This is a genomic window from Bacteroides timonensis (assembly GCF_000513195.1).
GTDB classification, from domain to species: Bacteria; Bacteroidota; Bacteroidia; order Bacteroidales; family Bacteroidaceae; genus Bacteroides; species Bacteroides timonensis.
The window spans coordinates 1-15726 of the sequence record NZ_CBVI010000101.1; the positions used below are offsets into that span (position 1 = coordinate 1).

7 protein-coding genes are annotated in these 15726 nt (G+C 39.3%); 5 read left to right on the plus strand and 2 right to left on the minus strand.

Annotation, left to right across the window (positions count from 1 at the left end):
* Positions 1–200 precede the first annotated feature (200 nt).
* The 4 genes from BN161_RS18860 (at position 201) to BN161_RS18875 (ending at position 8560) form a co-directional block, all read left to right on the plus strand.
* Positions 201–3680: a SusC/RagA family TonB-linked outer membrane protein gene (locus tag BN161_RS18860; protein ID WP_044269312.1), complete on the plus strand. Its 3480-nt coding sequence runs from the start codon at positions 201–203 to the stop codon at positions 3678–3680.
* Between the two features lie 12 nt (positions 3681–3692).
* On the plus strand, positions 3693–5555 hold the full coding sequence (locus BN161_RS18865) for a RagB/SusD family nutrient uptake outer membrane protein (RefSeq protein ID WP_044269313.1): 1863 nt from the start codon (positions 3693–3695) through the stop codon (positions 5553–5555).
* 52 nt (positions 5556–5607) lie between these two features.
* A complete protein-coding gene (locus tag BN161_RS18870; protein WP_044269315.1) occupies positions 5608–7020 on the plus strand; it encodes a DUF4623 domain-containing protein in 1413 nt (470 codons plus the stop codon).
* A gap of 97 nt (positions 7021–7117) precedes the next feature.
* Positions 7118–8560: a glycoside hydrolase family 10 protein gene (locus tag BN161_RS18875; protein WP_044269317.1), complete on the plus strand. Its 1443-nt coding sequence runs from the start codon at positions 7118–7120 to the stop codon at positions 8558–8560.
* Between the two features lie 101 nt (positions 8561–8661).
* On the opposite strand, the gene BN161_RS18880 is transcribed toward BN161_RS18875, so the two are convergent.
* Both BN161_RS18880 and BN161_RS18885 read right to left on the minus strand, forming a co-directional pair.
* Positions 8662–9978, minus strand: a complete 1317-nt coding sequence (locus BN161_RS18880; protein ID WP_044269318.1) for an ATP-binding protein — start codon at positions 9976–9978, stop codon at positions 8662–8664.
* 108 nt (positions 9979–10086) lie between these two features.
* Positions 10087–11406, minus strand: a complete 1320-nt coding sequence (locus BN161_RS18885; RefSeq protein ID WP_044269321.1) for an ATP-binding protein — start codon at positions 11404–11406, stop codon at positions 10087–10089.
* A 1160-nt stretch (positions 11407–12566) separates the two neighbouring features.
* Between BN161_RS18885 and BN161_RS18890 the strand changes: the two genes are divergently transcribed.
* Positions 12567–15716: a SusC/RagA family TonB-linked outer membrane protein gene (locus BN161_RS18890; protein ID WP_044269322.1), complete on the plus strand. Its 3150-nt coding sequence runs from the start codon at positions 12567–12569 to the stop codon at positions 15714–15716.
* Positions 15717–15726 lie beyond the last annotated feature (10 nt).

Here is a 15726-nt window from a genome sequence, read left to right on the forward strand (position 1 = left end):
ATGTATTTACCAAGTTCTCTTGGAACGGTAAATGAAAACAAATAGAGATACTATATAAGTTAAACCTATAAATTGAGAAAACGCCTATGGAACAGAAGCTTACCTAACAGAAGAAGTAGCCTTAGCTATTCCTAACTGACTATCCTTACCCTAAATTTTGAGAAAATTATTTTGATTAACAACAAAATCATCAATCTTTTATGAATGAAGATCGCAAAAAACGAGGATTAACGCATAGTAAACTCCTCATGGCAGTAGCTATTAGTACGCTGTTTTTAAACAGTGGAAATGTATTAGCTACTCAAGTTACCTCCGACAGCCCTTTGGAAGTGACAGAGCAACTACAAACTCAAACGATTAACGGCTTGGTTGTAGATGTTAACGGTGAACCTGTTATTGGAGCCAGTATTATAGAGAAAGGAACTACAAATGGCGGTATTACGGATATTAATGGTAAATTTACGCTGACTGTAAAACCGGGAGCTATTTTAAAGATTTCGTACATAGGCTACCAGACTCAGGAAGTGAAAGCTGCCCGGACTATGAAAATTATTCTGAAAGAGGATAGTGAATTACTGCAAGAAGTAGTAGTGGTAGGTTACGGTACGCAAAAGAAAGCTAACTTGACAGGAGCGGTAGCAACAGTTGATGTAAATAAGACATTAGACAGTCGTCCTATCGCCGATATTGGTCGTGGATTACAGGGTGCGGTAGCGGGAGTTAATATCACAATTCCAACTGGTGAAGTAGGATCAGACCCTTTGATTAAAATTCGTGGCCAGGTTGGTTCTATTTCAGGAAACAATACCCCACTCATCTTATTGGACAATGTGGAGATTCCAAGTATTCAGATGGTGAATCCTAATGATGTTCAATCCATTTCTGTTTTGAAAGATGCTGCTTCATCTTCTATTTACGGTTCAAAAGCTGCATTTGGCGTAATCCTAATAACCACAAAATCAGGAGCACAAAGCGATAAATTTGAAGTAAGCTACTCGAACAACTTCTCTTGGCAAGACCCTGCTAAGAAAATCGAGATTGGCGGTATAGAAGCCTTACAATATACACTGGATGCGCAAACAAACAGAAGAGAACCAATGCCGGCCGGTGGTTTCTGGCGTATTAGTCCTGAAAGTTTAGAAAAGGCTATTGAATGGCAAAACCTATACGGTGGAAAAGTAAAATGGAATGATCCGGTAGTATATGGCCGCGACTGGTTCTATGACGGAAAAGATAAATACGGATACAGACTTTATGACGGTGCTAAGGCCATGATTAAAAATTGGACACCGACAATGACCCATAACCTGTCTGTTAATGGCAAGAGTGGTAAGACCAGCTACAATATCGGGTTAGGCTATCTGGATCAGAGTGGTATGTCGAAAACGGCTAAGAAAGATGACTTTAAACGATACAATGCCTCAGTTAGTGTCACTTCAGAAATCAATAAGTATATTACTGTAAGAGCAAGCTCAATCTATTCAGATCGTAACAAACGCTATCCGGGAATTGGAAATACAACTGCCGACCCATGGTTATATCTTTATCGTTGGAGTCCGCTAATGCCTATGGGAGTGACTGAAAATGGCAATCCGTTGAAGGAACCAAGTTACGAAATGGCAGCTGCAAATACAGATAATCTACAAAATAAATACTACAACATTAATTTAGGTTTTACATTGAATTTAACCAAGAATTGGGATGTTAAGTTTGACTATACGTATGACAGGCAAACTACTGAAACTAATTCATCCGTCATGCAATATGAAGCCGGAGAAATGTGGTACGCTCCCACTGCCTGGATAGAGAATGGCAGTCAGGTGTATGTTAACGAACAAGGAGAAAGAGTAGATTCCGACGGTATGCCGGCATATCGCTTCCCTGTGAACAAATATTACAACAGTTCCGGTCCAAGCACCAGTCAGGTAGGCAATAACAGCAAATCTATTGACAACAATACTTTTAATATTTATACTACTTACAACTTGTTGTTGGGGCCGGAAAAGCAACATGCTTTCAAGGTTATGGCAGGTATGAACAGGGTTACCAATAAATGGAGTTCATATAAAGGATGGAAAACAAATCTAATTGATTTGACAAATCCACAATTTCCATTGGCATCCGGAGATCAGTTTATTGAAGGAAACCGCAACTGGGAAGCACAGTTAGGCTTTTTCGGTCGTCTCAATTATTCTTTTGAAGACAGATATTTCATTGAAGCTAATATACGCCGGGATGGTTCATCTAAGTTCCCCGAGCATCTGCGTTGGAAGTGGTTCCCCTCTTTCTCTGCAGGTTGGGTATTTACCAATGAAAAATTTATGGCACCTATTAATAATATCTTAAGTTTCGGTAAATTTAGAGCTTCGTGGGGTAGTATTGGTGACCAATCCGTTTCAAACACTCTGTATAAATCCATATTGTCAGATGGTCAATCATCATGGCTGGATGGAAGTGGAAATAAAATACCTATGTTCGGTACTCCCTCGTTGGTCGACAGCGATATCAGCTGGCAGCAAATCGAGACACTGGACTTCGGTATTGATCTCAGATTCTTCAATAACAAGTTCGGAGTAACTTTCGACTGGTATCAACGCGATACGAAAAATATGATTATCCCCGGTGAAAGTCTGCCGGTAACCCTTGGTGCCGCTGCTCCCAGTGGTAACTATGGTAGTTTGAGAACTAAAGGATGGGAATTGTCTGCTGACTTCAATCATCGTTTTGCCAACGGATTAGGCATTAATGTAACGGCTTCTATATCTGACGCTTCAACTTTTATTACAAGAGGAGCCGACTACTTGACTCCGTGGGAAGATCGAAGTTTAGGAACTACCTACTCAACCGGAAGACGTTATGGTGATATTTATGGTTTTGTAACCGACAGGTTATTCCAAAAAGAAGACTTTGTATATGGAGCAGACGGCCAGATTGAAAAGATTATCGTTATTTATAACGGAACAGCTCGTACCACCTATAAGCAATCTTCAGAGTATCCGGTTTATCAGGTGCATTATGAAGATGGAAATAAGCTGATATTCTCTCCTGGTGATACCAAATTTGTAGATCTTGACGGTGATGGTTACATCACTCCGGGAACCAGTACAAATGGCAATCCGGGTGACCAGACTGTTATCGGTAATACTACTCCTCGTTATGAATACAGTTTCAGATTGGGCGCCGACTATAAAGGTTTTGACTTCTCCATCTACTTCCAAGGGATTGGAAAACGTAAAATCTGGGGTAATGGCCAGTTGGCAATCCCGGGATATAACGCCAAGGAAGGCGCATTGCCTAAAACTTTTACAACAGACTATTGGACAGAAGAACGCACCAACGCTTTCTATCCCAGAGCATGGAACTTAGGTGGCAGCAATACTGGATTTGCCATGCAAAAACAATCCCGCTATTTACTGGATATGTCTTATTTAAGAATCAAGAATATTACATTGGGATACACCGTCCCGACAAATATCTTATCAAAGATATACATCAGCAAAGCAAGAGTCTATATGTCACTGGAGAACTTTTTTACATTTGACAACCTGAGAGGATTACCTATTGATCCGGAAGCCATATCAGGATATTCTATGTTCTCCACTAGCTATAACCTTGGACGTACAGGTACCGGTACACCGGTATTCAAAAGCTTGTCATGTGGTGTTCAATTAACCTTCTAAAATAGAATTATCATGAAATTAAAAATATTTATAATTTTGGCCGGTTTCGTTTTATTGTTTACGAACTGTAATGATGTGCTCGACCGCCCGTCATTGACTACGGCTGAGGATGATGCATATTGGACCAACGAAGATAGAGTACGTCTATATGCTAACGCTTTTTATACAAACTTCTTTGTAGGGTATGGATTAAAGTATACAACGACTTATGCTCCTAACGTCAATTATACGTTTAATGACGATGCAGTGAGGATGTCCACTCAAACACAATTCGGTCGTACGGTTCCTACATCTAAAGGAAGTACAAGTCTGGACATGATGTGGCAAAGTGAATTTACCGGTCCTACATGGAATTTTGCCTGGGTTAGAAAAGCAAATGTTATGATTGATCGCATCACTAATCTAATGCCGGAAATACTGACAAACGAACAATACAACCATTGGACGGGTGTCGGACGCTTCTTCAGAGCATTGGAATATGCTCGTCTGGTAAATGTTTTCGGTGATGTTCCTTATTACGATACAGAAGTGCAGAATACGGATAAGGATGGTTTATACAAAGATCGCACTCCGAGAAACGAAGTTATGGATGCAGTTTATAATGATTTTGAGTATGCATTACAGAATGTTCGTTTAAATGATGGAGGGCAATATGTTAATCGTTATGTTGTAGCTGCCATGGTTTCAAGATGGGCTTTATTTGAAGCAAGCTGGCAGAAATATTATTACAAGAATAACGAACGGGCTAAGAAGTTCTTCGACCAAGCTGTTGCTGCTGCGGAAATGGTTATGAATAGTGGTAAATATGGTATTGTTGAAGATTTCCGCAAATTATTCGGTTCCACAGACTTAACTAACAGTAAGGATTGTATCTTATATCGAAAATATGATGCAGGTCAAAACGTAACGCATTCCATCGCATCGACTTGTAATATGAATGACCCTACTGATGTTGGTCCGAACCTGGATTTGATTAAAGCGTTCATTTGCACAGATGGTAAAGATTGGCAGACTTCCTCTTTGGAAAATGTAGATGATTTCACTCTTAGCAATCTGATTAAAACAAGAGATTCTCGGTTTGAAGCCAGCTTCTATACCAAACCTACTCCAAGAGCCAAGAGTAGCTATTTATATGTAACGAAATTTATTCCACGAAGCGGACTGAGCTATATTGAAAGCGGTGGCTCTCCGGCTGCGGAATTCCAGAGTGAGAAAAATGTGACCGGTTATCCGGTGCTGCGCTATGCCGAAGTCCTGCTAAACTGGATTGAAGCAAAAGCTGAACTTGCAACATTGGGTGGTACAGAGGTTTCTCAATCTGATATAGATATATCTATCAATCAGATTCGCAAAAGACCAGTGGCAGAAGAAGCCAAAGCTTTAGGAGTAACTATGACAGCTGAAATGAAGCTGGATGCGCTCCCCCAAGATCCTCATAGAGATCCTACCGTACCGGCACTACTTTGGGAAATCAGACGGGAAAGAAGAATGGAATTTGCTTTTGAGTTCTCACGTATCATTGACCTGAGACGTTGGAAAAAACTGGAATACATGGACACCGACAAGAATGAAGATTTACTGATTGGTACTTGGGTTAATTTCAACAATGAGGTAAAAAGCGAGTTGAAGGATGAGAATAAAGGAAAACTCAGAGTAATGGCCAAGGACGGAAGCTTTACGACATACGATGGAACTAATGCTGCCAAGATGAATGGTTTTTTCTATCCTACACAGAATCAGGGTAGACTGCCGTTCCTGAGTGTTCCTAATGTTAATCCGTATCTTTCTCCTATTGGTACGAATCAAATTTCGGACTATAAGAATAAGGGATATACCTTGACTCAAACAGAAGGTTGGCCAACCGGCATCAACTGACAATATGGATCAGTGAAATCATGGAAATTATTTAAAACTAAAACATGAGATTATGCATAAATTAATAAGAAATATAGGATTTTTTGCTGTATTGCTGGGGCTTGGCTTGGTATCCTGCGATGAGGATTATCCGAAAAGCCATATAGCACCTTATGACACCGAACTTCTTTCCATTAAAATAACCAATGCAGGTGCAGATGGCAATACGGTTGTAGAAGGAACCATTGATGAAGACAACAAAATTATCAATTTCCCTCGTTTGGATATGACAACAAATTTCTCTGCTCTGAATTTAGATGCAAAACTTTCTGAAGGGGCAACTCTTCAAAACTCTGTATTGGACTTCTCTATGGATGAAGAAACAGCTTCTAAAACTTTGGTTCTTCGGATAGTAAATCAAAAGAGGTATAAAGAATATTTTATAAGAGTAAGGAAAAGAATTCCAGTATTCGGAGCTGATTTTGAAAAGCCGACTGTATATGACTTTTCCGGAGATAATATTTATCCTGATTATGGAAGCCAGTTAACAAGGTGCGCTTCTTATGATGGTGAACATGTATTGATTGTCAGTAGAAAAACTGCTCCTCATCTTCTTAAAGTATCTGACTTGAAGAAAGGAGAAACTAAACCGATGATGCTGGACCTTACAGGTGTAACAGGTGGTACTTTCTCTTATAATATGGGAGCATTGGCAAATGGACATGTATATATTGCATCCTTATCAGGTTCTCAAGCATCACCATTAAAGATTTATTATTGGGATACACCTACTTCTAAACCTGAAGTAATTGCTGATATCAAAGTATCGGATATTCCTGGAGCTGGTAACAGGCATGGAGATAATATATCAGTCAACATTGATAAAAATGGCAATGGATTTATCTTCTTTGGAGATAATGCATCTACTAAATTTTTGAGACTGACTGTAAGCAATCATAAAGCAATAGGCGAACCGAAAGTTCTGACTTCAAGTGCCGATGCTACTATGGTTACCAATGTATATAGGATAGAAGATACAGACCAGTATGTATGGGCAGGAGTAAGATTACCTGTTACATTGGTTGATGAATCTCTTGGAAGCAAATATGCTATGAACAAATCGAACTTAGAAACAGAAGCGGTTGCCCCCAGAATATTTACTTTTAATGAGGAACGTTATCTGATAGTTTGCAGTGCCGGACAAGGAAGTGCATCCAAAGCAACCCCTTCTTTAGTTGTTTACAATCTGACTAAGGGAAGTACAGTAGCTGAAGCAATGCAGAAGTTTGATGAAGGAGATAATCATAATCCTGATTATAAATTCATCTTGGGTGGAAGCGGCAACGGAGCTGCTCTTGCACAAACTGATTATCGTATAGAGAAAGATGAAAATGGAAAAGATGCTAAGCTCTGCATTTTCGGCTCGCGTACAGATTCAGGATTTGTAATCTGTGAATTCCCTATCAAACAGGAGGAAGAAGATTAATGATTGTCTTCGTTTTTTAATTAAATAAATTATAGTATTAACATAGGAGCCGTCTAATGAGTGAAAATTAGACGGCTTCATTATTCTGAATTTAAGAATGAAATATTTGAAATATCTAACCTTGATTATTTTCATCGTATTTGTCGCATCTTGTAGTAAAGAGAATGACGATGATATTATACCACCACCAGAAGAAAATACGCCTTCAATCTTACCTAAGAAGGAGTTGCGGGGAGTGTGGGTAACTACTGCCTGGGGTATCGACTGGCCGATGGAAGAGTACAATGCTGGTGCTCAAAAGCAGAAGTATATCAATTATCTGGATTTATTGGTTGAGAATAAAATGAATGCGATATTCTTCCAGATTCGGGGAATGGCAGATGCATTTTATGATTCGCAATACGAGTCTTGGAGTAAGTATATTACAGGAACTGCCGGGACAAAACCATCTTATGATGTCTTGGGATTTCTGGTTGAAGAAGCCCATAAACGAAATATCCAATTCCATGCTTGGCTAAATCCTTATCGTATTTCTACCCGAGCAAATAAAAATTCCTCATTCCCTCAGTTGGATCCTAAAATACCGGCAAAGCTGACTAAGGATTATGAGAAAATTCGGATTTACAATCCGGCTTTACCCGAAGTACAGACTCGTATCACACAGATCGTTAAGGAGATCATTACTAAGTATGATGTCGATGGTATCCATATGGATGATTATTTTTATCCATCGCTAGAAACATCAGAAAAGATGAATGATGATGCAGAATACGACCAATATGGAAAGAGCCAATTTAATAACATTGATGATTTCAGACGAAACAATGTGAATGTAGTGATACAGAATATTCAAAAGACTATTATTGAGACTCGCCCTGACGTTATCTTTTCAATCAGTCCTGCTGCCAATATGGATAGTAATTATAATACTCTATTTGCAGATGTAAAAAAGTGGTCAAAAGAAGGTTGGATAGATGTCATTATTCCGCAACTATATTTTGCTACGGGTACAGATGTGAATAGTTTTAATCAAAGATTAGATTTGTGGTCGCAATATATTTACGAGAATCATTTTTTAGTAGGCTATGGCATTTATAAATTCGGAGATCCAGCATACGGCAGTATATTCCAGTCATCTGATGATCTGAAAAAACAATTCGATTTTGCAAATACAAAATCTAAAGTTAAAGGAAGTGTATTGTACAGCGTTAAATATATGGTAGAGAACAAAGTCGGGATTATGAACGTAATCAGGAATGTATATAAAACTCCTGTTTTACTTCCCTATTTAGGTAGATCTGTGACAGAAAAGCCCAATACTCCTACCAATATCCAAATAAATGGGAGTAATATATCATGGAATGGAGTGCAGGATGCTTATTACGCAATATATAAAGACAATGGAATCAACCAAATTGCCAGTTTAGTGGGAATCACTAAAGAAACTACATTTAAGTTGAATGAAAGAGGAACTTATTTTGTTACAGCACTTAATAAGAAAAATGCAGAAAGTGATTTATCGGAATCAGTGACTTATTAAAATATGCTCATCCACAAAATGTTGAGTAAAAAAATATATAGTAGAAAGAGTAGGAGAAACAAAAGTAGTTTTCTCCTACTCGATTATTAATTTCAATAATATTACTTCGTCATATCTTCCAATGAGAATCCTTTTTGACTCAAATTGTATTTTGTAAATTCTTTAGGCAGACGAGCCACTTTTTCAGCTAAGAGTGTATAACTTATTTTATTCGGATTACGCTTTACCTCAGCAACAACACCCCTCTTCTCGAAATCATTCAGTGCAATCAGGTCAATCTCATTTTCTCCTTTAGTATCCCAATAATTACCCACTTGAGTGACATTCATAGTTTCTGCAACTCTTTCCCGGAAATACTTTTCCAACATCCATCCACTATATTGTACGTAATGGCTTTTGATATATTCGTTTAGCTGGCCGTACTTTTCCAGTTCGATGGCGGACTGATGAGGATAAATAAAGCGGAACCAGAAATTAAGAAAGTTATCGGACATAAACCAGCGAAGATTTCTGGTTCCCGGTTTAGCTAAAAGAGGAAGCTGTCTCTGAATGAGTGAATAATCTTCGCTGAGGTTTTTCAAATAAGGACCGCTATTCTTTCCAATGATACTGTCTATTTCACTTTGGCGTGTACACCCAGAGGCAACCAGTTGTAAAATAGAAAAATAAGTACTGTAGTCGCGTCCAAATTCTTGAATCAGCATATCCTTACCTTCTGTCAGAAGCGGAGAATCCGATTGCGTCACAAAATCTATCATTGAATCCTTGGTGAAAGCACCGGCATCTATTAGCAAGCTTACGTATTTAGCCACTCCACCGGTCAATGTGTATAGGCATAACAAGTCTTCCGGCGTAAATGCGGGATTGTACTCCTGCATAATTTCAATAAGCACGGAAGTTTTAAATGGCTTCAATATAAACTTAGAAGTTAAACGCCCGAACAATGGCTCTTTACGGTCTTCAAAGATGTGCTTCATTAAAGAATAAATAGAGCCACAGACTATAAAATTAATTTTAGCCTGAGGGGAATATTTGTCCCAAAGGTTTTGTATATCGCTGAAAATGGATGGATTGACACGCTCGAAATCTTGAAACTCATCGATGATAAGAGTGAAGTGTTCTCTGGCAGCATGTTGCATCAGCAATTCAAACAGTTCAATAAAACGGGTTGGAGTGCCATAAATAGGAACTGACAATTTATCCGTTATTTCTTTTTTAAAGGTATCACATAGTAAAGCTTCATTGGTGCGCGAGACAAACAAATAAATGTACCGCTTCCCTTCAAGAGCTTTACGCAACAAGGTGGTCTTTCCTACACGTCGACGGCCCATAATGACTGTAAAGCAGGCAGATGAAAGCGACTTTTCTTCTGTCCGCCGGATTAATCTTATCTCTTCTTCTCGATTGTAGAATCTCATAATCTATATTATAACATTGCCGATTAAATCTTACCTAATTAAATGGCTATTAATTTAATGGCTATTTAATTATGCAAAGATAAGGATTAAGGGATAATGAGCAAATGATTATGAGATGAAAGATATAATCTTTCTTGTCCAATCTGCTAAATATAAAGGGATATTAATCAGTGTCCCGTCTTGCTTCAGATTGTTTAATGAATAACGCAACTTGCATACCGGATGATAGGTTGCATCATAAACAGATAAGCTTTTACCTCCCAAACGGGTTTGAGCTTTTACTTCAACAGGGATAATGTCACTATCGGATTGAATGATAAAATCGACTTCCGCTTTTCCTAAAGAAGTCCAATAGCGTGGAAGGATGTCATATTGAGGCGCTAAACTTTGCAAAACGTAGTTTTCGGCAACAGCACCTTTAAATTCCGTATAAGTCTCATTTCCTAAAAAGATAGCCTCCGGCGGAAGACCGGACAATTCGCGTAATAATCCGATATCAGATAAATAAACTTTAAATGCCGACAAATCATCGTAAGCTTTTAAAGGAAGAAAGGGCTTGGTGGTACAAAACACCCGATAAATCAAACCTGCGCTCTCCAACCAGAGCAGAGCGTCTTCATAATCACGGGCACGAGCGCCGGGTTTGACCATTTTATAAACAAACTTCCGGTTCTCTTTGGCTAACTGGCTTGGGATAGAATTCCATATATGGATAATACGGGGAATATCCTTGTTTTCAGCATGCTTTGAAAAATCTAAAATATAGGCGTTAAGTATTGCCTGTTGCTCCTTTTTGACTTTTTCCATGCCTTTGTTTTCAAGGAAACTGTTGATGACGGCAGGCATGCCACCTATTACCAAATACTGCTGGTACAACTCACTAAGGCGGTCTGTAATAAATTGAGGTAAAGCTGATATCTCGGACAATTCTTCCACGTAATTATATAGTTTCTCATTGGCTGTTTTCAGAAACTCTTTGAATGTGAGGGGATATAGATCGAGAAAATCAACTTTGCCTACCGGAAATGATTCCCCTTTAGTCAAAGCTACGCCTAATAATGAACCGGCAGCTACTACAACATATTCGGGTGAATCTTCATAAAAGTACTTTAATGAGTTTAAGGCAGAATTACATTCTTGAATTTCATCGAAAATGAGCAATGTCTCATTGGGTAAGATAGGGTAATCGGTCAGTAAGGACAATTGCGAGATAATCCGCGAAGGCTCTTTGGTCATTTCAAAGATTTCATGGATAGAATGATCCTTATCAAAATTGAATTTGACGGTGTATTTGAATTCTGTTCGTCCAAAATATTCAAGAATCCATGTCTTGCCAGTTTGACGAGCCCCTTTTAAAATAAGAGGTTTTCTCCCTGGATTGCGTTTCCACGTTTTCAATTCTTCGATTATATTACGATATAATTCCATAATAACTACTTTTATGTTCTGATTATTGGCAAAATACCACAAAACAGGTTCCGTTTATTGGCAAATATACCACAAATCGGAATATGGGCAAATAATAAAGAGCTAAATAACATTTCTAATAAGAAAAACACAAAGAATAATTTGGCATTAGCTAATTAAATGGGCTTTAATTAAATGATCCTCTATTTAATACAAAAACAAGACATAAAAGATAAGTATATCGGACATGCAGCATCTATATATCGGACGTGTCGCATCTATATATCGGATGCGCAGTATCTATATATCCAACGTCACCGATACATAGATGCTAAAAGAACAGGATGAAAGAGGTCAAATCGGACTTGCCTGAAATTACATTGCTTGTTGTGAATGAGAACAAGTAATGTAATCATCCACAACATTACTTGTTCCAGACCACAACATTACTTGTTTTCAGCAGAAAGCAGTGAACTATTTCTTCTTGCAGGCTTTCAGTTCTCTTCAAACGCTCTGTTCATCGGCATTCCGGCTGAAAGATGCCTGAAACAGTCATAAGGCTGGAAATTTCAGCCGTAACGCCGATGAACAAGGAATTTGCTGAGACCTGAAAGAACTGAAAGAGTATTTTCAGATTAAATAGTGGGTATAGGATGATACTTCATTTAATTCATAACCCGAAAGAAAAAAATAATTCTACCAACAGGTGTTATTATATTCTTTTTACCATAAAAAACTCAGCAATGTTCTCTTGGAACTTAGCCAACATATAATTAAAATAAGAGAGATAAAATATAAGTTAAACCTAAAAACAAAAAAGAGCCTATGGAACAAGAACTCACCTGACAGCAGAAATAGCCTCAAAGCTATTCTCTATTACCTATTCTTACTCTTTCAGAGAAGACTATTTTAGTTAACAACAAAATCATCAACTTTTTATGAATGAAGATCGCAAAAGAAAAGGATTCGCAAACTGCAAACTCCTCTCAGTAGTAACTATAAGTGTACTGTTCGTAGATATTGGTAATGTGCAGCTGCCCAACAGCCTCTGGTAATTCTTTGAGTATAAAAGAATAACGACTTCAAATTCAAGTCAAGTTACAAATACTCAAAGAAGGCCAATCATATATGATGATATAATTCTGGACTATTAACCATTATTGCTTATTAAATCTATGTTAATGCAAAAACTTTTAATTCTATCAGTAACCGGTCTGATGCTTATGTGTAGCGGTTACATCCCTGGAATGAGTGTAAGTGCACAAAATACCACTTCGTCTAGTACACAGAACTCAAGAAAGATTTCCGGAGTAGTGACAGACACCCAAGGTGAACCGATTATCGGAGCGACTGTACTTGTAAAAGGAACAGGCATCGGTACAGCAACAGATATCGACGGCAAGTTCTCTCTGGATATTCCGTCGAATGGAAAAACCTTGGTAGTATCTTTCATTGGATTCGACGCACAGGAAATTCCTGTTACAAATAATGCTACGTACAAAATACAGTTAAGCGGAACAGACTATGCTCTGGACGAGGTAGTGGTGACGGCTTTAGGTATGAAGCGTGAAAAGAAGGCGCTCGGCTATTCAGTGCAAGACGTAAAAGGAGACGCTCTTATTGAAAACCGGACTGCAAACATTGCCACATCACTGAATGGTAAGATTGCCGGTATGAATATTTCTTCAACTTCTATTCCCGGTGGTTCAAACCGTATCGTCATCCGTGGTAACAACTCTATATCCGGTAATAATATGCCGTTGGTAGTAGTGGATGGAGTGCCGTTCGACAACTCTCAAGGCGTTGACGACGTAAATACAAACTCTTGGGGTGCAGGTTATTCGGATACCGGTGACGGACTATCTATGCTGAATCCTGATGACGTTGAATCAATTTCTGTACTGAAGGGTCCTTCGGCTACAGCCCTTTATGGTTCACGCGGTGGTAATGGTGTGATCCTGGTTACAACTAAACAAGGACAGGGCGGCAGAACTAAAGTGTCATACAACAGTAACTTTACTTTTGAAAATGTAATGATTCAACCGGAATTCCAGAATGAATACGGTCAGGGTACAGATGGAGCATTTGTGGCTACCTCACGTAACTCCTGGGGTCCCAAAATGGGTACGGTTGTTACAGACTGGACAGGACAGACCCGTCCTTTGGAAGCGAAAAACAACGATTTTTCCGACTTCATGGACACCGGTACATCGTGGACCAATTCTCTTGACATCACAAGTTCCGCTGGTAAGATGAACTATCGTGTAGGCATGTCAAATACAATGCGTAAGGGTGTTATCCCGAAGAATGAGTTAAACAAAACAAACTTTTCTATTCGCGCAGGCGGCGAAATCATCAAGAACCTAACTCTCGATGCTAAATTGAACTATACTTATCAGAAAGGTCAGGGACGTCCTGAATTCTCTGCTTCAGGTTTCAACCCGATATTCGCTCTTATTTATACTCCGCGCAGCATCAACCTGCACGAGATGAAAGATGTTTTTGATAAAGACGGAAAGATTATCGACTGGTATCCCAGTATGCTTACGGTGGTAAATAACCCGTATGCACTGACTTCTCTCAGCGGTAACAAGGACGTAACCAATCGTATCAATGGTTTCGCTTCATTGACATACGAGGTTAGCAGCTGGCTGAAAGCTATGGTTCGCTTCGGCGGTGACACTTATGGCAAGAAGACCGAAAAGTGGATACGCCATGACTTGATTTCAAGTGCAGGTTATAAGGATGGTCGTTTCTCAACCGGTCAATACAATATGGCTGAATACAATGCAGATTTCCTGGTTACAGCACAAAAGGATAAGATTGCAGACTCCAAAATCTCCGGAATGCTTTCTGTTGGTGGTAACCTGATGAACCGCCAGTACAATAGTTTCTATGCCACAGCCGAAGGTTTGAACATTCCTGAACTGTATACCATTCAGAATGGTCAATCCAAGACTACTTCGACTTCCAAATCAGAAAAAGAAGTTCAATCCCTCTATGCACTGGGACAATTGTCATGGGATAACTACCTGTTCCTCGATATAACTGTACGTAATGACTGGTCTTCCACATTACCGAAGGATAACCGCTCATTCTTCTATCCCTCATTCTCTCTGGGTTGGGTAGTGACGGATATGTTGACCAAGTTCAAAGTAGATGTTCCCAGCTGGCTTTCTTTCGCTAAAGTACGCGCATCTTATGCTGAAGCAGGAAATGACACCGATCCATATCAGCTGTTGTCTGTATTATCTACAGTTTCTAACATGGCAGGTGGTCAGATGGGCGTAGCAGAACCTTCTACGAAAGCAAACTCTAACCTTAAACCGGAGATTATCAAATCTACCGAGTTCGGTGCTGATATCCGCTTCTTCGATAACCGTTTAGGATTCGACGTTACATACTACAACAAACGTGCATATAACCAGATCATATCCATGCCTTCATCCATCACTTCGGGATATAGCGCCAAATATATCAATGCAGGACGTGTGGACAACTGGGGATGGGAACTTCAGATGAATGCCACGCCGATTCGCACACGCGACTGGAACTGGAATCTTTGGGTTAACTTCGCCAAAAATTCTTCTGAAGTCGTAGAACTTTACGAAGGAGTGGAATCCATTACATTAGCTCGCCCGATGGGACAAAACTGTTATGTCATGGCTAAAACAGGTGAACCTTACGGACAGATTTACACGAATGGTTTCAAATATGACGAAAAAGGAAACCGCCTTGTGGGTGATGACGGCAAATACATAGTAGATCCTACCCTCCGTGTTTCCGGTAATATGAACCCGGATTGGACAGCAGGCATCGGTTCTTCATTAAGATGGAAAAATTTCTCTTTCGGATTCCTGATTGATGTCCGCTATGGTGGCGATGTATATCTGCAATCTATGATGCGTCTGCAATCTAATGGCCAGACCAAAGAAACTGTTGCCGGACGCGAAGAATTCTATTCAACCGGTAAGGGATTGATTTCTCAGGGTGTTAATGTAAACACAGGAGCTCCCAATACCGTTGAACTGAATCCTACCGCTTATTGGGGACAGTTCTATGGCAACATCGGAAACTACGTTTATGATGCTACCAACGTACGCCTTCGCGAACTTAATTTCTCTTGGATATTGCCGGACAAATGGTTCAACAAGACAATCATCAGTGGTATTAAAGTCAGTGCTGTAGCCAACAACGTATGCTTCCTGTACAATAACCTTCCGGGATTCGACCCTGAATGTACATACTCTACTGGCAACGGACAGGGTGTAGAAACCGCTGCTCTACCGTCTACCCGTTCATTTGGTTTCAATCTTAATGTTACATTCTAAAAATGAAGAT